The organism is Vallitalea guaymasensis (genome assembly GCF_018141425.1).
Classification (GTDB): Bacteria; Bacillota; Clostridia; order Lachnospirales; family Vallitaleaceae; genus Vallitalea; species Vallitalea guaymasensis.
In genome coordinates this window covers 2,860,240-2,886,825 of the sequence record NZ_CP058561.1, presented here as the reverse complement: position 1 = coordinate 2,886,825, position 26,586 = coordinate 2,860,240, and the positions used below count along the sequence as shown (strand labels likewise).

The 26,586-nt window shown below is 33.6% G+C and carries 12 protein-coding genes; 2 read left to right on the top strand and 10 right to left on the bottom strand.

The genetic code is table 11. The annotated features are described in order from the left end of the window. The first annotated feature begins 11 nt into the window (after nucleotides 1–11). A complete protein-coding gene (locus HYG85_RS12730; RefSeq protein ID WP_212689965.1) occupies nucleotides 12–1,046 on the top strand; it encodes a Gfo/Idh/MocA family protein in 1,035 nt (344 codons plus the stop codon). Between the two features lie 106 nt (nucleotides 1,047–1,152). On the opposite strand, the gene HYG85_RS12725 is transcribed toward HYG85_RS12730, so the two are convergent. From HYG85_RS12725 to HYG85_RS12715, 3 genes are read right to left on the bottom strand one after another with little or no spacing between them, the layout of a single operon-like run. Continuing rightward, nucleotides 1,153–2,670 carry an ABC transporter substrate-binding protein gene (locus HYG85_RS12725; protein WP_212689964.1) on the bottom strand — a complete coding sequence of 506 codons (1,518 nt, stop codon included), beginning with the start codon at nucleotides 2,668–2,670 and terminating at the stop codon, nucleotides 1,153–1,155. A 24-nt stretch (nucleotides 2,671–2,694) separates the two neighbouring features. Continuing rightward, nucleotides 2,695–3,585, bottom strand: coding sequence for a carbohydrate ABC transporter permease (locus tag HYG85_RS12720; RefSeq protein WP_212689963.1), 891 nt, complete (start codon nucleotides 3,583–3,585; stop codon nucleotides 2,695–2,697). Between the two features lie 28 nt (nucleotides 3,586–3,613). After that, nucleotides 3,614–4,552, bottom strand: a complete 939-nt coding sequence (locus tag HYG85_RS12715; RefSeq protein ID WP_212689962.1) for an ABC transporter permease — start codon at nucleotides 4,550–4,552, stop codon at nucleotides 3,614–3,616. Between the two features lie 270 nt (nucleotides 4,553–4,822). On the opposite strand from HYG85_RS12715, the gene HYG85_RS12710 reads away from it, so the two are divergent. Then, nucleotides 4,823–7,069 carry an AraC family transcriptional regulator gene (locus tag HYG85_RS12710; RefSeq protein WP_212689961.1) on the top strand — a complete coding sequence of 749 codons (2,247 nt, stop codon included), beginning with the start codon at nucleotides 4,823–4,825 and terminating at the stop codon, nucleotides 7,067–7,069. A gap of 87 nt (nucleotides 7,070–7,156) precedes the next feature. On the opposite strand, the gene HYG85_RS12705 is transcribed toward HYG85_RS12710, so the two are convergent. The 7 genes from HYG85_RS12705 to HYG85_RS12675 form a co-directional block, all read right to left on the bottom strand. Further along, entirely contained in the window at nucleotides 7,157–8,143 is a 987-nt protein-coding gene (locus tag HYG85_RS12705) for an HAD family hydrolase (RefSeq protein WP_212689960.1), read from the bottom strand. Beyond that, on the bottom strand, nucleotides 8,136–10,967 hold the full coding sequence (locus HYG85_RS12700) for an alpha-mannosidase (RefSeq protein ID WP_244971190.1): 2,832 nt from the start codon (nucleotides 10,965–10,967) through the stop codon (nucleotides 8,136–8,138). The genes HYG85_RS12705 and HYG85_RS12700 overlap by 8 nt, the downstream gene beginning before the upstream one ends. 25 nt (nucleotides 10,968–10,992) lie before the next feature. Beyond that, nucleotides 10,993–12,042, bottom strand: coding sequence for a uroporphyrinogen decarboxylase family protein (locus HYG85_RS12695; RefSeq protein WP_212689958.1), 1,050 nt, complete (start codon nucleotides 12,040–12,042; stop codon nucleotides 10,993–10,995). 41 nt (nucleotides 12,043–12,083) lie between these two features. After that, nucleotides 12,084–13,352 carry a Gfo/Idh/MocA family protein gene (locus HYG85_RS12690; protein ID WP_212689957.1) on the bottom strand — a complete coding sequence of 423 codons (1,269 nt, stop codon included), beginning with the start codon at nucleotides 13,350–13,352 and terminating at the stop codon, nucleotides 12,084–12,086. A gap of 280 nt (nucleotides 13,353–13,632) precedes the next feature. Next, nucleotides 13,633–17,859: a discoidin domain-containing protein gene (locus HYG85_RS12685; RefSeq protein ID WP_212689956.1), complete on the bottom strand. Its 4,227-nt coding sequence runs from the start codon at nucleotides 17,857–17,859 to the stop codon at nucleotides 13,633–13,635. Between the two features lie 317 nt (nucleotides 17,860–18,176). Further along, entirely contained in the window at nucleotides 18,177–22,094 is a 3,918-nt protein-coding gene (locus tag HYG85_RS12680) for a DUF7402 domain-containing protein (RefSeq protein ID WP_212689955.1), read from the bottom strand. 29 nt (nucleotides 22,095–22,123) lie between these two features. Continuing rightward, nucleotides 22,124–26,380, bottom strand: coding sequence for a discoidin domain-containing protein (locus tag HYG85_RS12675; protein ID WP_212689954.1), 4,257 nt, complete (start codon nucleotides 26,378–26,380; stop codon nucleotides 22,124–22,126). Between the last annotated feature and the right edge of the window lie 206 nt (nucleotides 26,381–26,586).

Here is a 26,586-nt window from a genome sequence, read left to right as displayed (position 1 = left end):
AGGTTAATAAAATGAATAATAAGCTAAGAGTCCTTCAAGTTGGTTGTGGTGGAATAAGTAACAATTGGCTTACCACATTAAAAGGAAGAGAAGATATTGAAATAGTGGGTTTAGTTGATCTAGATGAGAATAACGCAATAAACAAAAGAAATGATTTTAACCTAACCTGTGATACTTATACTGATTTTGAAAAAGCTATAGCTGATACAACACCTGATGTTGTAATTGATAATACCATACCAGAGATTCATCATAGAATAGTTACTACCTCACTAAAAGCAGATTGTCATGTTTTTGGTGAAAAACCCTTGGCAGATACTATGGAAAATGCCATAGATATGGTTAAAACAGCTGACAAATTAAACAAATCCTATTCTGTTATGCAAAACAGAAGATTTCTAAAAGATATCCGCAGTTTTCAATCTATTATAGAAAAACAAATGATAGGCGAATTAGGGTTTATAGGAGCTTCCTTTTATATAGAAGCACATTTCGGAGGTTTTAGGGACATCATGGACAGCCCTCTCATATTAGACATGGCAATTCATACTTTTGATCAGGCTAGATTCATCTCAGGCTGTGACCCAATTTCTGTATACTGCCATGAATTCAATCCTTCCGGCTCTTGGTATAAAGGTAATGCCAGTGCAGTTTGTATATTTGAAATGACTGATAATGTTGTTTTCTCTTATAATGGTTCATGGTGTGCCAAGGGTAATCTTACAAGCTGGGAATGTGATTGGCGTGCTATGGGAAGTGATGGCGCCGCTAGGTGGGATGGTAAAAGTGCTCCATGGTATGAAAAACCATCTGATACTCAAAATATGTTTCCAGCTGAATACGAAAGAAATATTATTGACAATGATGATAATTACGAAGAAGGCCATGCTGGATGTATAAATGATATGATTGATTCACTAAAAAAAGGCATCCCATCCCAAACAGATTGCAAAGATAATATCAAAAGTCTTGCAATGGTTATGGCTGCCATAAAAAGTTCTAAGGAACAAAGAAAAGTATATATTAATGAAATAATAGATATCTAGAATAAGATAATCAGCTAAGCAGAATTCTATTTTTACTACATATCTGGAGATATTAAAGAGGCTGTCAAATTATATGACAGCCCTTCTAATGTATTTCTATAAACTCTTATTTACCCATCCATTCATCTATTTGTCTTTGTATCTCATCAGTAATAGTCTGAGCTCCTGCTTTATCAAGCTTTTCTACAAACTTTTCATATAATGAATCTACATCTCCTACTCCAAAATCAAAAGATTTTATGAATTCATTAACCACGGATTCACATTGTGCCATTTCAGCACTTACTGATTCTGGATTGAATGAAAAACCTAGTAGTGGAGACGCTTGTGCTTCAAGATTAATCTTCTTTGTTTGTTCCCATACATCTAATGGCATACCTTTCATGATATGTGCATTAAAAGTACTTGCGTGGAGCCACAAGGTTCCTGGATTATAACCAGCATCTGGAATAACCTCTACAGTACCATCTTCCAACTTATTATAATGTGTTCCCTCAATACCATATGCAATAATATTATAGAGTTCAACATCAGTATTCATCAATTCCATCAACATCATAGCTCTTTCGGGATTCTTGGAGTTTGAATTGATAGCATGCATAGTAGCAATAATACCACCTGTTGTCACATATGCATCAGATAATGGTTTTACCCAGAATTCATATCCTCTTCTTGCAGTCTCTTCCTCATCTACTCCAGGTTTCCAAGTTCCGCCAACACTGAATATAACTTTTCCTTGATTAACAAAAGTTCCTGTGTCTTTTGCACTGAATAATGCATCTCCACCTAAATAACCTTTTTCAACCCATATTTTATTTCTCTCAACGTGCTTTTTAAATTCCTCTGACTTGAATTGATTGAATACCTTAGCATTTTTATCATTAAGGTATATTGCACCTGGTATAGAAGCTCCTGCAATCCATTCCTGTCCAACGGCTTCTTGTAATGACATTCTCCATTCAGATAAAATAGGTATCATATCAGGTGGGAATATTCCCTTTGCCTTCTCAAGATAAGGTTCTAAATCATCTATACTATCAAACACTGTATCTTTTGCTATACCTAATTTCTCAACATTTTCTTTTTTCATATTAAGAGCAGCTGTTCTTGCAGAGATTTGGTAATTGACAAGACCATATATCTGCCCATCTACTTTAGTAGCTTCCCAGAATTTTTCAGGTACAGATTTATAGAGAGTTGGTGCATACTTAGGCAACAAGTCATTCAATGGTAAATACGCCCCCATTGCAACATTTGAATGATAATTGTTAAACCAGTTGGATGTAAAAGCTATATCATAATCTTCATCTGCTCCCATAACAACTCTCATCTTATCTTCATATTCCCCCCATGGAAGCGCCTTGAATTCAACAGTGGCGTTGATTTTTTCCTTAATTATCTTATTAGCCTCTGCAAATACAAGTTCTTGATCCTTGAAAGGATAACTTCCTGGATAATACCAGGTCAGATTAACATGCTCTAATTCTTTATTTCCTTCATCTGTCGATGCCCCTTTTGATGTATCAGCACCAGAATCACTATTATTATCTTTGCTGCACCCTGCAAAACCAAATACCAAAATGACAATAAGTAATATACTTAATATACCTTTTATTCTTTTCATTTTCTTTCCTCCTCTTATTTTAATCTATCCTTTTATTGAACCTATAGTCAACCCTCTAACAAAATATTTTTGAAAGAAAGGAAAAACAAACAACATAGGACCTGCCGCCAGAATACACATAGCCATTCTAGCAGTCTCATTAGGGAAATTACTTAAATCCAATGTACCAGGAGCCATATACATATTCTTTGACAGGAACTCAATATTTGACATCATTCTCGAAAGCAGATATTGAAGCGGAATTAGTTTCTCTTGGTCTATATATAACATTGCCAGCCACCAGTCATTCCAATACATCAATAGAATAAATAATCCAACTGTAGCTAATCCTGGTTTGGATAAAGGCAGAATAATTTTTATAAATGTTTTGAATTCATTGGAACCATCTATTTTAGCTGATTCTATAATAGCTATAGGTATTGTCTTGAAAAATGTCCTTAGTATTATTATGTACCAAGCATTTGCAAGATAAGGTAATATCAATACCCATATTGTATTGGGAAGATTAAGCTTGCTGATGACTAAATACCAAGGTACAAGTCCACCATTGAACAACATAGTGAATATAACAAAAAAAGATAATTGTTTCCTATAAGGATAATCCTTTCTTGATAAGGCATATGCTATCATGGAATTAATCAGCAATCCAAAAATTATTCCTAAACCAGCAACTAAAATAGTTATAAGATAGGAATTCAATATTTGCATAGGATTACTGAATACTACTTTAAACGCATCAAAAGATATTTTAGAAGGTATTAACCTGAAACCATTATTTATTATATCAGATTCAGATGAAAGAGATATAGATATTACCAATAGTACAGGTAATATGCATAATACAGTGAACAAGATAAATATGGTATGAATTATACTTGTCAATAACGGACCAGGTTGATTAAGCCTTTTGTTCATAAACTCTCCTCTCTTTCCATATTCTCTACTAGAAAATTGCATTATCCTTATTATATTTTTTTACTATAAAATTAGAGGTTAATACCATACACAAGCCTACTACAGCTTGGAAAAATCCTGCGGCAGTAGCCATTCCTACCTGTCCAGTAACCCTTAATGCACGATAAACATATGTATCTATAACTTGTGTAGTAGGATATAAAGCACCTACATCATTAGGTAAATAATAAAACATTCCAAAATCGGCATAGAAGATCCTTCCTATCTGTAATAATGTCATAACAGTTATAATAGGAACCAACATAGGTAGTATAATAGATTTGATGACCTGAAATTTGTTTGCACCATCAACAATGGCAGCTTCAATTAGAGCATTATCTATTCCCATGATACCAGCATAATAGATTACAGATAAATACCCAACATTTTTCCATAAATACACTATTAATAGGATAACTGGCCAATACTGGGGATTGGAGTACCAACTGACAGGTTCCATACCAAATATTTCTAGTACTTGATTCAATATACCAAGGCGGTCATTAAGTACCGCATAGAGCATATAACCTACAACTACCCATGATAGAAAATATGGAAAGAACATTGCTGTCTGGTATGTCTTTACAAATACTCTCTTGCTTATTTCATTAAGTAAGATTGCGAATGCAACTGAAACAACCAACCCAGCAACAATAAATAATGCATTCAATCCAATTGTATTACGAGTAATTGTCCAAGCATCCTGAGATTGAAAAAAGAATTTAAAATTATCTAATCCTACCCAAGGACTTTTAAAAAACCCTAAGTTGAATTTCAATTTTTTAAATGCAAGTATTATACCAAACATTGGTACATAATTAAATATGATAAAAAGTATAATAGCTGGCAAACTCATTAATGTAAGCTGATAACTTTTTTTGAATACTTTTATTCTATTTCTTTTTTTTAATGTTAATCCTGTTTTCATTTTTCTTACCTCCTTTCATATGTCGTTTTAGTTTTTAGCTATTGAAATGTATTTATTGCTTACTAGTTTTCATTATAGGAACTAATCATCCAAGTTTAAATATCCACATAAATACATCCATATGGATTCTATACAAAATCATATACGATTTTTAAACATATATATTTTTTATATACAAGGGCTTTTGTTTTCTACAATTTCATTGACTATAATTTATACATACTCTATAATTTAATATACCCATCATTGCTGAACGAAAGGAATTGGTCTATGAATTTTTTAACTTTCAGTAAAAAGAAGACATACAAAAATATTCTATTAACCCTGACCATATCTGTTGTAACAACTATTTTGTTTTTAGCATCAATCTTATATTTCAATTTTGAAAGAATTTCTTTATCAATAATCAATAATTTTATAAAAGACAGCTTGTCCCAAGTTAGTTATAGCGCCACTTTCATGAAGGAATCTGCCAAAACTCTGGCAGTACAAGTTAGTTTGGATACGGATATATCCCAACTATTATTTTATAATTCCTTAGATTCAAACGAAATCACTACAGGACTGAAACGAATCAATACCTACAGTAAAACTGCTCCTTTCATACATTCCATTTATCTATATGACACAAAGAAAAAACGCTTTTATTCTAATATTGAAGGTAACACATTCATCAGTGAACTAGATTTTTTTGATAAAGATATAATAAGAATCTTGAATAGTGATATGGATTATGATTTAGATACACCTATTTTCCGAAAAATACCGAACCCTAATATTACATTTACAGACAATCAAATAGAAAATGTATTTACTTTTTTATTCTGTGATTACAGTAACAACAAAAAAAATTACCGAAAAGCTATTATATTGAATATCTCAGAAGATTGGATACGTCGTACAATCAATTCATTGGACATGAATCCACAAAGCAATACTTATATTATTGACCATACTGGTACGATGATAATAAGTAATAAGAATAAAGAAATCCTATCCAATGTATCCAATGAAAAATATGTAAAGAAGATTATCCATTCAGAAAAGGATTCAGGTTATTTTATTGAAGTTGTAGATGGAAAATCTTGTTTAGTTACATACATGTCTTCTGACTCTTTTGATTGGAAATTTGTTCAAATTACTCCTTACAATGATATTATGAGTAGATTAACAGGAATGAAATTAAAAGTTATGATAATTAGCTTTATCATTCTACTTATAGGCATTCTTTCTTCTCTTATAATTTCAGGTAAAATATATCAACCTATTGATAAAATGACTGAAAAACTAAAAAAATTGGAAGCAGAAAAAAGAAAATCGTCTTACCAGTTAAAACAACAATTTCTCATTAACTTATTACTTGGAAAAGTTTTAACTGATCCAATAACATTACAAATGAAATTCAATCAATTAAAAATTAAACTTACTGCAGAAAATCAAATCCTTATATTACTGTTTAGAATAGATGAATTCCGAGAATTCTGTAACAAATACAATGCATCAGATAGGGATTTGTTAAAGTATGCTATGATGAACATAACCTCTGAAATCTGTTCTCCTCATTATATGAATGAATGTGTAAATATAAGAAAAGATCAGATTGCAGTTATCTTCAATATTACAGAAGGTAATTCAGGTATTAATGAAAAACTCACCAAACTATGTAAAGAAATCCAATCCTCTATCCATAAATACCTTAAAGTTTCTGTAACTGGTACTATCAGCTCCTCTACAGAAAGTTATGATGAGATATCTGAACTATACCAAGATACTCTGGAATATTCCAAGTACCGTTTGTTTTCTGGTTATAACAGTATCATAATAACTGATGAAATCAAAAATAAATGTTTAGGCAAATATGTTTATCCAATCAGTAAAGAAAAAATATTATTGGATGCACTAATGGCTAATAAGCTAGAAAAAGTTAATGAGATCTATATGGATATTATTAATAGCACTTATGATTATCCTTATACGGTTTTTGAATCAACCATTACACATTTGGCATATGAAATCAACCAAGCAATAGAATGCATTAATCAAAATTCAGGCTATGATATTCCTTATAACCTAAATACTTTTATTGTAAAGATTAACAAAATGGAAATCATAGAAGATGTTAATAAATATGTATTGGATACATTTAATGAAATTCATGAAGTATTAAAAAACAATCTAAGCAATCGTTATGATGACTTATTAAAGAAAATATCTGATTATATCACGGATAATTATATGGATAAAAACCTCTGTCTTAATTATATCGCTACAGAAGTAAATATGTCTCCAATATATTTGGGTAGATTATATAAGAAATTAACATCAAAATCAGTAGCTGAACACATACTTGAGGTAAGATTAGAAAATGCAAAGGAATTACTAAAAAGTTCAAACATGTCTATAAATAATATTATTGATAAAATTGGATTCGTGAATGCAGGTAGTTTTTATGCAGCCTTTAAAAAAGCTTTTGGAATAACTCCAGGACAATACAGACAAAATCAAAGAATCACTTAATTATTATATGAAAATGTCATATATCAAGTAAGGACTGTGTTATAATGCATTGATACCCAATGCATATAATCAACAGTCCTTTTTATCTTATTTCTCTCCAAGAATCAATGGCAGAGAATCCATCAAATTACCATATTTGGAGTGTAGGAATGGAGTAACTCCACTTGCTTCAATATTTCCGCCAGCTATACCAATGGCAGAAAAACCTGCCAGCCTTATTGATAAAACACCCGCTGCTGAATCTTCTATTCCTATTACTTTATGTCTTTTGGAAGGATTGATTCCCAATCCAACTCTTGCAGTCTCTGCATACAGCCAAGGATGTGGTTTAGGAGATAATTCCCCCAAAGTTCCTGTTTGACCTTTTCTCAAAGCTTGTCCTGCAGTAATTATTGCATCATAGAAATCCTTAGGATCCCCTAAACCTAGTTTTTTAAATGCAGACACAATTTCTGGCCAAGCTTTTTCGTATAAACCTGATGTTACAAGACCTATTTTTATGTTATTATCTTTTAACGCCATGAGGAAATCCTTTAATCCATCCGTAGGCTTAAAAGCATTGGTATGTCCTCGTCCCTGCATTATTTCCTTAAGTTCATGATTAGTTATTTCAAAATAATATTTCCTTGCTTCTTCTACACTTTTATCTGGACAATATTTGTCAATACAATACTGTAAATGCTCAGATACTGAATGTCCAGAAACATGTGGTTCATCTTCATGTTCTAGTTTAAACTTTGGATTACCTATTAGTCTTCCTGTTGTTTGTTCAATGATCCACATCCAAAAAGGTTCACTATAAACACTGGTTCCATCAAGATCCATAAGAACAGCTTCAGCTGGACCTTCAAAGGAAGTATCTGCTAAAGGATAGATTGCTGGATAACCCATGGCAGATTTGACATATACCAATGTTTTATCCTTGAATGCGATAAGTTCAACTTTTCTATCCAGCGGTGTTAGAATCTGCTCTACTCCATCTACTCCAATCTTGAACATTCTGTTTTCACTAGCTTCCAACTCATGAAAATGTCCTTCAAAATTCATGTTCTCTAGCCCTATAATCTTATTCATTATTTCCTCCTAACACTAATTCTATGGTCTGTATCTTGTTACCAGCCACACTTACATGAACATTATTTTCCTCAGTGATTTCTATTCTATTTTCACGTTCTTCATTGAGGTTGGTTATGTACCCTTCTTTGACAACTGAATCCATGTTAATTGAAATTTTACCTTCTACAATATTATTGGTTGGGTTATATATTCTAATAATAAAGCTATTCCTATCCTCAGCCTTTTTAAATGCTGACATAACCAACTGAGATGGTTCTATCATATAGAAACTCTTTTCCAATGGCAGATAACCACCTGAATGCTTGCAAGTCTGAACTAATCTTACTGGTACATTGAATCTATCAGCAATATCAAAAACGTCACTGTTCTCAAAACTGTCTTCATGAACATATATACCATATTCGTACTCTAATACTCCCTGACTCTGTCCACCCATTTGGTGAGAGAATACACCTGCTGAACGGAATTCTGTACATATAATGTTTCTTACACTTCTGAATAAAGTAATAGCTATGGTTTTTTCTTGATTATCCATAACTTGATATTCACTTAGACAATTGTTAATAACAGCTAATCCATCATTATCATTACTTAGTCCTATAAAATTCTGCATAGGTAATGTCTGCATTTCTGGATAGTATTCACCGTTTTTATCTTTCAATGGTGTTATAGGTCTTTTATCAACTGTAAAATGTCCTGCTGCATATGAATAATCTGTATCTATCCCTGTATCAAACATGACTCTTAATCTATGATCAAATGCTGTATTATTGATCTTAACCTTGATATCCACCTTCTTGGAATCTTTTTTCAGCGTATAATAGCTTGTAATACAAATATCTTTTTCCTCTTCACTTCTCTTGCTATCTCCCATGACACCATTATCTGGTCTATAGGAATATGCAGGAAGCTTCATAATAACCTCTGAAACTATTGTTGAAGACAATGGACCATTATCTTCTACCCATATCCTTGCTTCACTACCTAAGCTTGTAAAAGTCTTATTATTATATGGTGGGTAATAAATCCAGTAATCTCCACAATCTCCTGTATCTTCAAAGTAATTAAGGTTAGTATAGGATTTACCTGTTTCCTTGTTGATGATACTAATAGTACCATTAGGTTCTACTTTCACTCTTAAGTATTTATTTTCCATAGTATTAGTGGAACATGCAATTTCATTCCCTTTACTCTTTCTCATTTCAGGCCAGAACAGGGCTTTTCTATTAAAATGTGTTTTAGGTACTACCTTATAGACTTTATATCCCCCTGCTGGTATTACTCCTGTATCCATATAAATGCAATATCTGTCTATATAGAACGGCCAAGGTCTTGAATGCATATCATCTACTGGTACAACTTCTTCTTTTCTGGAAATCACTTGTTTTTCCAATATATTTCCAAGATTATCTTGTATATCAAAATCCCATATTTGTTCTTCTCTAGGTATATCTATATAGACTTTGACTGTTTCTCTTCTATTTCTCCCTAAAGGGTTAACTGCCATAAGAAGTATATCCTTGGAATCAAAATCCTTGGTATCTATCTGTTTAACTAACTGTTTACATGCTTTGTTATTTATGACTTCACTTATTTCTAATGCTTGATTTAGCATATATTTTACATCATCCACAGTTTTATCTTGGGTAACACCATTAATAGAATCATGTGCATGAGAAAGCAGCATATATCTCTCAGCTATATCTATGAAGTTAGTATCATAATCCATACCAATCATAGTTCCAATAACTGATAGAGGCTCAGCTGATCGTAGAAGTGAATTCTGAACTCGCTTATTAAGTATCTTCAGTTCAGGTCTTGTTGCCAATGCATTTGCTGAACAGCTGCATGCAGGACCATCTCTCAATTCTCCCTTTACTGTTTTCAACTTATCAAAGTCCAGTACTTCAATTAGCTTATCTGTATATTCTTCTAATGTAGAATGAATGAACTCTTTATCCTCATAAATTTCATTAGCTTTGTTGATTACATCCGTTATCATAGGTTGTGGTGTAGTAGAATCACTACCATCCATAAGAACCCTATGATCTTTTACATTTGTATCATTTGTAGCTTCCCATGCCAGGTCAATGGCATCTTTTATACGTTCTTCATGCATTTTTTCAGTATACTGCAATTTGACATAATCAGTATGGTGGCTTTCTTCATCTGCTTGATGGTATATGGTACCCATATTACCCCAATCATATTTATATTCGTCCGATAGATATGGTTTACCATACATAATATCAATATAAGCATTCATGAAGAAGTTTGCACGTGCATGCTGACCAAGTCTTGTAGCCAGTACTTTGCTTCCGTCTGGTCCTTCCCATATGAATTCACTTTCAGGAGCTCGTTCTTTAGAGACATTTTTACCAACAATAACAGTGTCAAGACCAAAACCCTTATATATTTGAGGGAATTGTGCAGTTTGTCCCCACCCAAAAGATTCATATGCAACCTTTAGATGTCCACCTAGACTGTCAGAATAACGTATTCCCCTTAATAGATTTCTTATAAGACATTCCCCATCTATAGGATAAAGGTCTGGAAGACTATACCATGGACCAATTAACATCCTGCCTTTTTTTACATAATCTATTATTTTATCCTTTTGTTCAGGTCTTACCTCAAGATAATCTTCCACCATTACACTTTGACCATCCAGCATGAAAGCTTTATAGTCCTTATTGCTTTCAAGAATGCCAAGTAATTCATCCATTAAATCAACCAATTTCATCCTATTTTCCCATAAAGGATATCTCCATTCTCTATCCCAATGTGTATGAGTTACAATATAACCTTTATCTTTGTTCATAGAATCCATCTCCTTCTTAATTTATTTAACGGGTATATATTCCATAATTGTGCGCTGTATTATACATAGCCAATGCATTCTCCGGTGGGATAACATCAACTAAGATATTACAGGTGCTTAGAATAAAACCTCCGCCTGGTGCAGCAATATCAATAGTACGTTTTATTGTTTCTTCTACTTCTTGTACAGAACCAAAGGTCATGACGTAATCAAGGTCAATGTTGCCCATAAGACATAAATCCTTACCAAAATCTTTTTTCACCTGTTCAATTTCCATACCAGCAGAAGGCTGTAAAGATTGTAAACCATCAAATCCACAATCTGTAATTTTCCCAAGAACATTGTTAATATTGCCATCCGTATGTAGAAAAACAGGGACATCCTTATGTTTTTTTATTTCTTCAACTGCAATTTTGTAATAGGGAAAAGCAACCTCATCCATAATGTGTAAAGGCAGAAATGTTGATGTGTTATAAGCCATATCATCTGCAATCAGAATGGCATTAGCTCCGTTATCAATAAACAATTTTGCTTTGGCAATTTCATATTCCATTATTTTTTCTGCCAGTATCCTGATTTCTTTTGTATTTGTCATTGTATATATCATATAATCTTCCATACCAAGCATTTCATTTATCATGCTTATAGGCCCCCCTATTTGAGCAAATACAAATAGGTCTGTCTCTTCTGCAAACCTTTTTATCAGTTTACCAGAACATTTTGTTATATCAGGTATAGGATAATTTTCTGCATCCTCAATATTCATAAGCCCTGGTTTAATGATGTGTTTACTTTTATCATTGAATATATATTCTTCTCTATAATTACTTCTGTAGATTTTATTACCCTCTTCATCTTCTCCCAACTCTTCTGTTGGCCAATCTCCCAAATTAATCATATCAATTCCTAGTAATTCTCTTACTTCTATGTCTCTTTGGAAGTGGAAATAATCAAGAGGATAATCTTTCTTCAATAAACTGTTAGCAAGGCTTGGGTCTATATATAATTCGCCTTTTGGCACTCTATCTGCTTCTTTATGTGCTATGGCTCTATAGACTCTTTCTCTTTTTGTCATTAAACTTTACCTCCTTCTAAGAAATCTTTATTATTATTAAATTATTTCTTAAGCTCAGTTACAAACTCATCCAAGTTGATAACTTTCTTTTTGATTCTAGCTTCCTCTGCTGCAAAAGCCATTAGATGACTTTGTACGGATATACTTGCTGATGTTAATGAATCACCTTCACCATTACACTTCACTAATTTGATGAAATCTCTCATAATACCTAAATCTCCACCACCATGACCACCTGATGCTTTTACCTGGATTGTATCTGTCGTACCTGTATTGAAATTGGTTATTTCTATGATATTCTCATCAGACAATCCTCTTATCTGACCTTTGGTACCCATAATTTTTAGACCTCTTCCACCTTCATAAGTAAATGCACACATTGTAAAAGCTACAGTTACCTTGTTTTCAAATTCCATATTTACTACTTGATGGTCTACAACATTGTTATCACAATGATATACGCAACGACCGTATGGTCCTTCTCTCAATGCCTTCAATAATCCTTCGTGGCTTGTATCATTGCTTACTACTGACCTTAATACATCTGCCTGCCAATTATCTTTCCAGTCAATATATATTTTAGGCGCATAGAATGCACATTCATTTCTAGCTGGACATCCATCTAGACATCTTAGTGGAGCTCCTTCTGGAGCATTTTCTTTTGTAAAATGAGTCAATGAACCGAAAGAAGATATATTTGTACATTTACTCCCTACAAGCCATGAGAATATATCCATGTCATGACAGGATTTTTGAAGTATCATAGGACTTGTTTCTTCTGAATTCCTCCAATTTCCTCTTACGAAACTATGTGCCTGATGCCAATAAGCTACATTTTCTATATGCTGAATTGAAATAATGTCACCTATTCTGCCTTCATCCAGTATTTCTTTGATAGTTGAGAAAAATGGAGTATACCTTAATACATGACAGATAGAAAATACTCTATTATTCTTTTCAGCATAATCTCCCATTTCTACGCATTCCAGTGGATTGTTGGACATTGGTTTTTCCAATAAAACGTGATATCCTTTTTCCAATGCTTTCATAGTTGGCTCATAATGCATATCATCCATTGTACATATCAATATTGCATCACTCATCTTAGGCTTCTCAAGAAGTTCCTCCCAAGTAGTAAAACAATTCTCTTCTTTGATTTTATGTAATTCCTTGAACTTATTTCTTCTTTCCTCGTCTGTTTCTGCAACAGCTACAAATTCAACTTCATCTGGATACTCTAATGCATATGGAGCATAAGCACCCATGCCTCTTTGTCCTGCTCCTAAAAGTGTTAATGTGACCTTTTCCATTTCTGTTCTCCTTCCATCATTTATTTATTATTTCATTATTTATCCATGCTACAAATATTTCATTTTAACCATATCAGAGTGTTGAAATTATGGTCAACATAGAAAAATATACATTACTACGATTTTTATAGGTATCCCTTATTCTTTTCTCTATAATGTAACGAATTATACAAAAACTTGTTAAAATCATGTATATCTGCGATATGCAAAAAGGTTATACCCACTAAAATAAAATGAGTATAACCTATATAATTACAATTAATATTTAGTTATGAATCAACTACTCACCATATACTTCAAACTCCCCTATACTGCTACCCAATGTACTTGAATCTGTTATGGTTATCTTTACATATCTACCAGTAGCACTATTGGTATCTTCAACAGTTGATTGTGTGGTATAGGCAGATGTATTATCTTCATACATATTCCAATTTGTATCATCTGTGGAGTATTCAATCTTATACTTGTACTTGTGGTTGTCATTAGCAACAAAGAAGGATGTCTTCACACTACTTAAAGAATAATTTTCTCCTAAATCAACCTTGAGCCAACATTCACTATAATCCCCGCCTTGCTGTGCCCATCGTGTTGTTAAACTACCATCAACAGCCATATCAGCTGTATAAGAAGATGAATATGTAGAAGATGCAGTAGCTGTTTTGCCTAGCGCTAAATTAGTTTGTGTAGATGGTGTATCACTTAATGAACCATAAACCTCTGCTTCTACATAATGGTTATAACCATTTACATTACTGCCGTTACTCCAGAACCTTATATATCTTGCATTTACAGGGGTAAAGGACACTGTTTTACCACTAGCACTTTCAGCATATGCTGAATCACTTCCTGTACCTTGTCCTGCTGAATTATTTGTATCATTATTAAATACTGTTGTCACACCTGTACTGAATGCAGCATCATTGGATAACTGCATAATAACATCATTATAAGTTCTTCCATCTGCATAGTAATGCCATAATTTTAGTTTGTGTACATCAGCACTCTGACCCAAATCAATTTGTACCCATTGTGCACCTGTATCTTGAAGGTTTGTAAAAGCTGCAGTATCCACTACCCCATCAACAATACCTGCTCCACCTTCTGGATTTGTAATGGTAGAACTTGAGGTAACTGTTCTATTAAATCCAATATTCACTGGATCTGCATTGATTTTAACTTCCAGTAGATCAACCGCAACCCCGTCAGCACTTCCTTGTGGGAATAGTAAACGTACATATTGAGTCTTTGTTGGAGGAATGCTGAATCTATTGGAAAAACCAAAGTATGCAGTACTGCCACTGCTAGGCGGTGTAACTGTTGAAACTGTTGACCATGTCATTCCATCAGCACTGGTTTGAATCTCCATGGACTGAGGTGTATTAATATACAATTGTTCCAACGTATTGAAGTTAATTTCAATAGTACTTATATCTTTTGGTTCCTGTAAATCAAAGGCTATCCATGATGAACCAGTACCTGATGCAGACCATTTGGAGCTATCTGTTCCGTCAGAAGCAATTAATATACCATCATTTACTTTATCTGGTGTATAATTACCTGAACTATTACTTGCAGTAATGGTTGTTTGTTCATTAAGCAGGTTCACTGATGGAACAAGGTCAATAAATACTCTATTAGTTGTTACTTGTTGTCCATCAAGATTTATTTCAGCCCAGACAGCAACTCTGGTCTCTTCATCAACAACATTTGGTGTCATCTTTCCATTGGAGAAAGTAAATACTGGTGATTCTGTTATGGAAACTGGCTGCATATGTGTACCACCATCCAAATCAACTATTCCTGATTTCATAGTTATTGTTGCTGAATCCAGGTTAATAGGTCCACCTTTTTGAGAACGCCCTTCAATAGTAAATGGAATATCTTCTAGACTTGAGAATTTTCCATAAGTTTCTCTATCACCAGCCCACAGAACTGCACCAATAAGTGTATCATCTACACGAATCACATTGCTAGAATTGACAATAACATCTATGGTATTCTGAACTGTAATATTCTCATAAGTTCCTTGTACAGTTATTGTAGCTTGACCTTGTCCTGCTGCTGTTACAACACCATTGGAATCAACAGTTGCTACGCTTGTATTACTACTTGAATAAGTCACATCACCAGTACCAAAAGGAACCTTTAATGCTGTATATGTCATATACCCCTCAACATTTATTTTTAGCATACTTGAAGTTAATTGTTTTCCTGTTGGTATGATATTGGTTAATTTGTATTTTCTGTTAGGGTTATCAGTAACAATTTTTAATATAGTACTTATTGGGTCTGCAGTAATCCCTGATAAATCAATAGTTAAACTATTACCATTCTGTGTAAATGATAGAGGTGTATCTTCATTTAACCAAGATACTTTTGTTACTGTATCATTTACAGGACTGATTGTAACCGATGACTGACCTTGATAACCCTTTTTACCATAAGGTCCTTCTATAAAATGCAAATATATATTGTTATCTCTTGATACTGCAAAACCCCAATCAGGACCTTGACCTGTTTCAAATTTATCAATATTGCCTTTTCCATCATCCGTATATCCCCATCCGTCTAGGAAATAAGGCATTGTACCTGTTGTGGATTCATGTCTTTCAGGTTTCCCCTCTGGTGCAAACCAACCGATAAGACCTTCTCTTACATCAATAAATTCTTGAGCTGATTTTGGATATCTTGTAGCAACATCTTCAGGCGAATCCCACTGTGGACCTCTGCTCATAATAGGCATCTGATCATTATTATCAACCTTGCCACTTGCTGCGTTCATAATCATCTCTTTTGCTACTTGTCTGAAATCATCCCTTTTACTATAATATGGATTTGGATTATTCTTAGTAATGATTGATTTCCAAGGTTCCACTATTGTTCTTTTTTTATGTAATGTACCTCTTGAACCACTATATATATGGGATGCCTCAGTAGTTCTAAGATCAGCATCACCGTATTCTCCACTCCAAACATTAGAGTTAATAATTATCTCATCACTGTAATTACGAACAACACTATATAGAATATCAAAATTATTGGCTGTTCTGCTCTGTGGTCCATCATAATATAGATATTTTGGTTCGTATCTAAGAACTAAATCTTGTATATCATGGAAAAATACATCATTATAAGTAGTACCATAATATAAACCGAATTTCATACCATGTCGTTCTATGGCTTCTTTTGCTTCCATTAACCCATCTAATACCTTACCCTGAGCATCTCTTGGTAAGTATTGAATGGCACCATTTATACCTGCTGGATTATCAAATTTGGATGGCCAGTAAGGATGTTGCTGAAGGGTTTCAATAGATACTAGAGAATGACCTTGTCTCTTAGCTCTTTCAGCCCATAAATCAAAAGAGAAATTTGGATCTACATACCAATCATATATAGGAATACAATGAGACAATGCAGATACTCTACCCTCTTCAAACCATCTATTAGGACGATCTTTTACAATAATACTTAATTCTTTTTGTGCAGTATTAAGTAGAGAATCTTTTACTTGTATTGTAAAATTATTAGTACCCATTGTATTACAGAATCCATCGATGGTTCCATCTGTATTTAACGTTAATCCATCTGGAAGTGCGCCAGAAACAATACTCCAACTATATCCTGGTTGTCCTCCACTTGCTTGAAACTGATAATGGCTTCCTTGAACACGGTACTGTTCTGTTGAATATAATGTTGCATTCCATACATATGGCCATTCAACATATCCTTTTGGTAGAATGTTATTTGGCAATCCTCTACCCATTACATCGGAAGATACAACATCCTCTGCTGACAATGTCTGTGTATCAATTGTCAAGGAAGTGTTTTCACCTGTAACTGAATATTGAATATTGGGTACTTCATTGCCGTTTGCATCAGTTAATCTACCATAAAAACCTAGATATTCCCCATGTTTATCAGGTAAATTCATGATTCCATCAATTAATTTACCCTCTGCTACATCATCTGTATAAGAATGGTAGATCTCAATTAAAATACTATTCCATCCTTGGTTCAGATTAACTGTTTGCTTTTGTTGATCTTTTTGTGGCTCAACCACTGTAGAAGGTGATGTTAGAGCCACCCCATTTACAATAAGTCTATTTGAACCGCTGGCAGCAAATCTGAACTCAACGCTCTGTGCCGAAGGACTGTAAACATATGTATTGGCATAAACGTATTTATTTTTTGTATCAATACCTTTTTTAACTGTAAAATACCCATATAGATCTTGATAATCGTCATAGGATCTATTCCAGATACGATCGTCAAAATACTCCCATTTCTTCCCACTAATATCTTGTCCAACTTTTGGAGTCATTTGGAAATCTGTTAAAGCAGTATCAAATGGTCCTGATACAAGCCAAGTGTTTATATATGGTGCATTACCTGATAACGCCATCTGTGCACTAACATTAGATGTAGTTGTTCCATTAAAGCTCCATATAGTCATTAATGTAAATATACCTACTAAAATTTTTGACAGATTCTTCTTGAACATAATATTTTCTCCTTTACGTTTTTTAGTCACTTATATGCTACTAATTTTAACTAGTCTCAACCATCCTCCCCTACCAATATTTTACAATAAATTATACAAAATATTATCAACTTATCAAACAATAAAATATAAAGATTTCTAAAATTATTATAGATATTATTGTATACTATCATTGAATTTTACGTATTTCTCATAAAAGTTTATATTCTAAAAAAATATGGCAATACTTGTTTGGTGGTCAAGGTATTGCCATAACTCATTTATTTAATGATAATATTAATTTGTAAAGTTCTTTTATGTAACTTATAGATAGTCAATTAATTACCATATATCTCTAATTCGGCTAGACCATTATTGTATCCTGTACCACCTGTCACCTGAAATCTAACCCATGTTACTGTCTTGTCTGGAAATGTCACTTCCAATGGAGTACCATCGTTATTCATATCCGTTACTTGAACACTACTGCCGTCACTGAATGTTAATGTACCTCCAGGCGTATGATCATCGGTATTAACACGATCACTTAATAGGATTTTATTGATTGTCTGGCTGGTATTCCAATCTAATTGAATCCACGGATTAAGTTCCCCTTTAGAGGCCCATTCACTGGCAGTTTCATCAATAGCATTAGCTGAAACATATCTATTATCAAACTCAGATGATGCTGTTGTAGTGGCATGAGGTGCTATATTACTTGGTGGCAAATTTGTATTCTCTATAACAATTTCTGATAGACCATTGTTATACCCTACACCACCTGATCCTTGGAATTTTACCCATGATACTGTCTTTTGTGGGAATAATACTTCTTTTGCTGAACCATCTGCTGGAATTCCTGTTACTGAAATACTGCTGCCATCGCTAAAAGTCAATGTACCACCTAAAATATTATCATCAGTATTGGATCTGTCATATAATGTGATTTTATTTATTGTTTTAGATTCATTCAAGTAATCTATTTGTATCCATGGATTCAACTCACCTAATGATGCCCATTCACCAGTACCATTTTGACCAATTATTCCATCGACTGCATTTTCTCCAAGATAATTATTATTAAAAGTAGATGATACAGTAACCATTTGGTCAGCTAATGTATCTTTTGACCAGACTTTTACTTCAGCTATTTCAATTGCATCTCCTTGAGCACCATCCTCGAATAATAATCTCAAATATCTTCCATTTGCTGCCAATATGTAATTATTAGCCTCTGTACAGCTGTAATCTCCATTATTAGGTAAATTAATAACTTTTGATAGTTTGGTTGTCCAATTGATACCATCATTACTTACTTGGAATGTAATGGATTTTGGTACATTTATATATCCATCATCCCTATTGTTAAAGTTTATATCTACAGAATAAATACTATGTACATCCTGTAAATCAACCTGCCACCATCCATTATTTGCAATACTTCCAGCACGCCATTTTGAACTGTCTGAACCATCTGCTGGTAAGGCAATACCATCATTTGCCTTATCTGGTGTAAATGTTTCGCTATAATCCCTTGCTGTAGCAGGTTTATTTTCACTTACTACTTTCTCATCACTAACATCAATAAATACTTTATTAGTAGTAACTGTGATTCCGTTATATGTAACAGTAGCCCATACGGCAACCTGCTCAGAGTCAGTTATTGTAGTTTTGACTGATATGACACCATTTGAATCAATCTCTACTAGTTCCGTATCATCTGTATGGTAAGTTATTGATGCACCTGATATATCTAATGTACCACCTTTAGCACCTCTACCTTCAATAGTTATATTCTCTGTTATATCTTGATGATACATTTTACCATAATATATCTCTTTGCCCGCAACTCTGGCTACAGCACCAATTAATGTATCTGCTACCCTTATATTATTACCTGTTTCTACTTTTACATCAATTGAGTCTGCTTTTACTTCATTATCATGTTCAACTGTTGAGGTTATAGTAGCTGTACCCTCTCCTACGGCTGTCACCAATCCATTAGAATCCACAGTTGCAACACTGGTATTACTGCTTGTATAACTAATTTGTGTTATATCAGCTTTTAAGCTTACGTAGTGATTCAAATATCCTTCAACATTGATTTGTATAGTGGAATCACCTGTTTTACTTCCAGTTGCTTTAATACTTGTCAACTTGAAACCAGTAAATTGTTTGTCAGTCTCAATCTTAATAACAGTATCAATAGAATCAACTTCAATTCCTGAAGTATCGACAGTCAAGCTATTCCCATTTTGGGTATATGGAAGAACCGTTCCATCTCTTAACAAGGTTACATTGGTTACTGTATCATTTACAGGAGAAACTACAATATTTCCTCCACTAGGCATTCCGCTCTTACCTACAGAATTTTTCATGATATGCATATATATAAGATTATCTCTTTGTGTAGAATATCCCCAAGTATCCTCCAATGGACCAGGATCAGTACCTATAAGTGATTCAAGTATTGGATTGATCCAATGAGCATAGGCTTCTCTCATATCTATGAATTGTTGACTCTCTATAGGCCATAATTTTAATTCAAACCAGTTAGTATCTGTTCCAGGTCCTCTTGAAGTTCCTGGCATTTGATCAAAATCTGCTATTTGTCCAGTACACATCTCAATAATATTTGCTTTAGCGAAATTTCTCCAATCATCTCTAACCTGTCCATGATGCCACTGGGACCATCTGTCATTGACTTTTGCAAATGGATGCCTCCATGCCTGAATAGCCGTTATCTTGTTATCTGGCGTAGCCCAAGGCAAAGCAGTTCCAAGAACATTATCCCAATATCTTGCATTCTCAGTAAATTTTAGGTCAGCATCTCCCTGCTCAGGAGGAGCATTGCTAATAATAACTGCATCCTCTCTATAAGCTCTTACTATACTATACATAGCATCAATATTTCCTTTGGTATAAGGATTACCATCAAAAAACCATTGGTCCGGGTTATATCTTAGTTGCAGGTCTTCTACATCAATGAAGAATCCATTAGATGAATAATGTTTATTAGCTGCACCTTCTGAAGGATAGTATATTCCCCATCTTAATCCATGTCTCTTTATTTCCTCCATATATGGTGTTATGCTGTCTTTAGTTCCTGCAGGAGCATATACAGAAGGCCACCAGATAGGTGTTTGCTGTCCAGCTTCAAAATATACAGCTTGTATACCTTGTCTGACTGCTCTTTCAGCCCACAAATCCGCAGAATAATTAGGATCCAAGTTAACATTTAGAGTTGGACCACAAGAGATAAGAGCTATTTGTCTTGCTTGTTCCAACCATTTGTTTGGTCTTTCTTTTACCTCAATGGTTAAAGCTTTTGTTGCAGTACTGTTAACACTGTCTGTTACTTTTACGACAAAATCATATTTACCTTCTGTTGCTGTACAGTATCCATCTATTGTACCATCACTTGCTAACGTTAAACCATCTGGAAGTGAACCGCTCTCAATTGACCAAGTATATCCTGGAGTTCCTCCCTGAGCGTAGAATCTAAACTTGGATGCTTGAGGTCTCCAATTAGCTGTATCCCTAGTACATGTTGTCCAGACATAAGGCCATTCACTAAAAGCACTAGGCATATTGTTATCAGTGAATGATAACTCTTTTGTATTGACAGCTAATTCTCCATTTCCCCCATTTGTTGAATATTCAAGTCCACTGATTTCATTACCATTACTATCGCATACTCTTCCATAAAAACCCCAGAACTTGACTCTATTCAATACTTGTTTTACTAATATTTTATTCCAACCCTCATTCAAGTATATACTGAAATCGCTGGAATCCTTATCAACCTCTACAGCAGTGGAAATACTTCCAGCTGATGTTCCATTTATCCATACCTGAGAAGTTCCACTACATCCAGTTCTGAATCTAGCACTTCTTGAAGTAGGGCTGTATACATAAACATGTGCATATGCTACACTTCCATCTATAACAGGAAGTCCTTTTTTTACTTTGAAGTATGAATATAAATCCTGATAATCATCTAGATTACGATTAAAAAGTCTATCATCAAAATACTCCCAAGTTTTTCCCCCTATGTTGTCACTTTCTTTTGGATTCATTGATAAATCTAGATTTATGGAATTATCAAAGGGTCCTGCAACCAGCCATGTGTTTATAAATGGAGCTGTACCAGGTGTATAAGTTGCAAATACAACACTTGATGGATTAAAATTCATAAACATGAACATAACAATTATCGTGGCAAATAATATGCCTCTACCTTTTATCTTTAACATACTCTCTCTCCTTTATTATGATTGATTTTTTAATAAGTTTCTTCTCCATATACTTCAACCTCAACATAATGACTCCATTCATTTATATTACTTCCATTTGACCATAGTCTTATATATCTTACACTAACAGGGTTAAAGCTAACCTCTTTACCAGCACTGGTTTCAGAGTACTCTGTATCTGCACCTACACCAAATCCTGATGAATTATCTGTGTCATTATTGAAAACAGTTACTACACCATTACTGAATGTAGGGTCATTTGATAGTTGGAAAACAACATCTTTATAAGTTCTTTCATCATTATAGTAATGCCATACCTTCAATGTATTGATATCACAAACATTTCCCAAGTCAATCTGCATCCATTGACTCCCCGAAGCACTTAGATTCAAGAAATAGTCTGAATTAATTACACCATCTGTTGGAGTACCTTCTCCTCCTGTTACACTAGAGCTATATGTAGGAATTATGTTCAACGCTAGATTAGCAGGACCAACAATCTCTAATTGTAATATATTACTACTTACTGTTATTCCATCAACAGTTACTACTGCTTGAATCTTTACATCAGCTTTACCTAATGGAAGATTACTGACTGTTACTGTATTATCACTTAATGTAATATATTCCGAACCTTCAATAATATTATATTGGACAGAAGCATTACTCAAATCTGTAACCTGTCCATTTGATAAATAGCCATTTATCGCAATATCTGCTGATTCGCCTTTACCTAAGGAACTTTTATCAGCTGTAAGTGCTATGGTTTCTAATGGATAATCAAAATTAATATGACCTGAACTATCTACATCAACTGTAATAGAACCGGCTTTTAGGATATTATCTAATTTTACAACAGCATATATAGTAGCTGACCCTTGGCTTTCGGCATTCAAAGTGTTATTGGAATTTACAGAGACTACATTTGTATCACAACTTACAACCTTAATTTCTCCATTGGATATATCTACAACTTCATCCGTTGCTGTTAATCCTTCTACAGTAAGGTTTGCAACACCTGTTTGAGTCTCCTGTCCAGTTACATTTACTTTAGCCAACTCACCTGCTATATCACTGCCATTTACCAATACCTCAAGAAGGTTAATACCATTAGTGGAACCATCTTCAAATAATAATCTTACATATCTACCATTAGCATTATTCATATCATATTTGTATAAATCAAAATAATTATAACCATTACCGCTTCCTTCTGAAGGTATATTACTTGATTTATTGACTACTGTATTCCAGTTGCTTCCATCATTACTTACTTGGATACTTATGTTTCGTGGCACATTCTTCCAATAAGCATTTAATGCGTCATATCTGACCTCTACATTATCAATTGGTTGTACATAACCTAAGTCAACCTGCCAATATGTTCCATTATCCCCTGTTGCGGCTATCCATCTACTGTCTTTTGAACCATTTGGCTCATGGATTATTCCATCATTAGCATAACCCGCAGTACCACTATTTTCACTAGCAGCTACAGGTTTATTCTGTGCCATATTCCTAAGTGGTGTTATATCAACAAAAACTTTATTTGTGGTTACAGTTCTTGACTGACCTCCTTGATCAAGTTCTATATCAGCCCATACTGCCACACGAATAGGCTTATCAGTCTCTGACAACATTTGTTTAATAATGACTTTATCATCAATTAAATCAATAATATTAGGCATATCAGTTTTATAGGTTATATCAGCTTTGGTCAAATCTATGCTATTTCCTTCTATACCAATACCTTCTACTGAAATATCACCATAACCTAAATGAAACATTTTTAAATATGCTTCACAGTCATTTACTTTTAGTACTGCACTTATAAGTTTTTCATTGATACTTATATCCAATTGTGGTCCAACATGAACCTGTATCAATTTACTTTTGGTTATCCCATTATATACTGCTGATACATTGATATCTGCTGTTCCCTGAGATGCTGCAACTATATTGCCATTACTGTCTACTGTTGCTATATTATCGTCACTACTCTCATAAGCGATATTATCAAATTGATTGTTACTTATTGATAGTCCAGCAAAATTGTTCAAGTAACCTTCTACATCAACATGTATAGTACCATTTGATATTTGTTTATTAGAAACTCTAATATCCGTTAATTCATATCCTTCATATTCTTTATCTGTTTCTATTTTAATAATTGTATCAATAGGGTGTTTTGCAACTGATGATAAATCAATAGTTAGTTCATTACCATTTTGTGTATAATTCAATGAAGAATCATCATTGAGTAATGTAACACTCGTAACATTATTCATCACAGGAGTTATGGTCACACTGCCAGTACTAGGTACACCTGTCTTATTAGTATTGGAAACATCTCCTGTACTATCAGGTATAAAATCTGGGTGTTCAATCATATGTAAGTAAATGTTATTATCCCTATATGTTGAATAACCCCATTTCCCATTGTATGGTGCAGGATAAGTTCCTATTAAAGATTCTAATTTACTTGGTTTGCCAACAGGATTCAGCCAATTACTATACATTTCCCTCAACTTAATTAATTTCTGTACTGTAGGTGCAAATATGTCCAAGTCAAATCCTTGTTGTACAGTACCATCCTGTAATACCCTACTGTTTTGTATTAATTGATCGAAGTTAGCTATATATCCTGATGCCATTTCAACTATATTGATTTTAGCAAATTCTTGCCAGTCATCTAGGATATTCCCATGATGGTAACCAGTCCATGCACTTCCCATTTCACTAGTGTAAGGAGCTCTCCATATTTCAAGAGGATTAGCTTTTGTATCATTAGCTCTCCAATAATCTGGAGCTGGATTACCCCAATATCCATGCGCTTCCCATATTTTTGTATCACAATCTCCTAATTCTGGATCAGGGTTAGCTTCTATAATGATCTCTGGATCATATACTCTTACAATACTGAACATTGCATCCGTATTCCCCTGATTATTAGGATAACCATCAAAGAAAAATTGTTTAGGTGCATATCTTTTAATCAAATCTTCAACATCTCTAACGAATCCGCTAGATGATGGCATGACACCATTCCATGTAGGAATACCACCATAATATAATCCAAACTTTATTCCCTGTCTTTTAACAGCTTCTACTTGATCTGTTAACCAATCCTCTGTACCTGCTGCTGCACTTGGTGCAGTCCAGAAAAATCCATTAGGCCAAGCTTGATATGACTCTAGATAAACGTAATTGATTCCTTGAGTCCTCATCCTTCTTGCCCATAAGTCTAACGAGTAATTATTATCTATTGCATGGCTATAGGACATGGCATTATGAATTAGAGCACTTTGTCTTGCTTCTTCATGCCATTTATTAGGTCTTTCCTTTATCTCTATAGATAATGATTTTGTAGCTGTATCTCCATTACTGTCTGTTACCTTTATGGTAAAATCAAATAAACCTATCTTTGAAGGAGTACCACTTATTTTTCCATCTGATGATAGGGTTAAACCGTTTGGCAGTAAGCCGTTTTCTAGGCTCCAAGTATAACCAGCTACTCCTCCTTCTGCCATAAATTCAAATTTGGAGGCTTGTGGACGCCACCACTTTTCTGTCAATATACTATCCATCCCTATATAAGGCCAATCCTTGTATCCTATAGGCATGTTATTTTGTGTAAATGATAGATTTTTGGTAGTTACAGCTAACGGTCTATTGTAACCATTAACTGAATAGATTAATCCTGATAGTTCGTTACCTGCTATATCTGTGATTCTAGCGTAAAACCCTAAATAATGGACCCTTGTATGTTTAATCTCTATTAAAACACTATTCCATCCTTTATTTAATGTACATATATAAGTATCTCTATCTTTTGATACTTCTTCAGGGCTAGTTCTTGTACCTATGTTTTTTCCATTAACATAAGCAGTATGATTTCCAGTAGTTCCTATTTTCAAATAAGCTATTCTACTACTAGGACTATACACATAACTGTGTAAATATACTTTTTTATCTTGAACATCAATATCCTTTTTTACAGTATAATAACCATACAAATCCTGATAATCATCTAGATTACGATTAAATAATCGGTCATCAAAATATTCCCATTGGTGACCATCCATATAATCCCCTTCTACTGGTTTTACATTAGAACTAATAGAATAACTGCTGTCATAAGGTCCTGCTAATAACCATGTATTGTTAAATCTAGCAGTACCACCTACATTGATAGTATTGGCATTTATTCTAATTGATGTCAGACTAAATATTCCCACAAATACCATTATTAATGTTAAAACTCTCAAACTCATTCTCCTAAACATAATTTAACCTCCCATTAATTTTTAATACTAATAATAAATATAGTTAAACACCTCCTTATAATTTATTTGCTAACATAGTTTAATAATAATTAGAATATTTAATATGGGTCAACACCAAAAAATATATATTACTTTAATATTTAAAGTTATCAATTATTATTTAAATTTTATAGAAAGTATTAGATTACAATCCTTTCTAGATGAAC

Bases quoted from the DNA above. Each gene is read 5' to 3' on its own strand.
- HYG85_RS12730 (WP_212689965.1), top strand. From the start codon at position 12: ATGAATAATAAGCTAAGAGTCCTTCAAGTTGGTTGTGGTGGAATAAGT.
- HYG85_RS12725 (WP_212689964.1), bottom strand. From the start codon at position 2,670: ATGAAAAGAATAAAAGGTATATTAAGTATATTACTTATTGTCATTTTG.
- HYG85_RS12720 (WP_212689963.1), bottom strand. From the start codon at position 3,585: ATGAACAAAAGGCTTAATCAACCTGGTCCGTTATTGACAAGTATAATT.
- HYG85_RS12715 (WP_212689962.1), bottom strand. From the start codon at position 4,552: ATGAAAACAGGATTAACATTAAAAAAAAGAAATAGAATAAAAGTATTC.
- HYG85_RS12710 (WP_212689961.1), top strand. From the start codon at position 4,823: ATGAATTTTTTAACTTTCAGTAAAAAGAAGACATACAAAAATATTCTA.
- HYG85_RS12705 (WP_212689960.1), bottom strand. From the start codon at position 8,143: ATGAATAAGATTATAGGGCTAGAGAACATGAATTTTGAAGGACATTTT.
- HYG85_RS12700 (WP_244971190.1), bottom strand. From the start codon at position 10,967: ATGAACAAAGATAAAGGTTATATTGTAACTCATACACATTGGGATAGA.
- HYG85_RS12695 (WP_212689958.1), bottom strand. From the start codon at position 12,042: ATGACAAAAAGAGAAAGAGTCTATAGAGCCATAGCACATAAAGAAGCA.
- HYG85_RS12690 (WP_212689957.1), bottom strand. From the start codon at position 13,352: ATGGAAAAGGTCACATTAACACTTTTAGGAGCAGGACAAAGAGGCATG.
- HYG85_RS12685 (WP_212689956.1), bottom strand. From the start codon at position 17,859: ATGTTCAAGAAGAATCTGTCAAAAATTTTAGTAGGTATATTTACATTA.
- HYG85_RS12680 (WP_212689955.1), bottom strand. From the start codon at position 22,094: ATGTTAAAGATAAAAGGTAGAGGCATATTATTTGCCACGATAATTGTT.
- HYG85_RS12675 (WP_212689954.1), bottom strand. From the start codon at position 26,380: ATGTTTAGGAGAATGAGTTTGAGAGTTTTAACATTAATAATGGTATTT.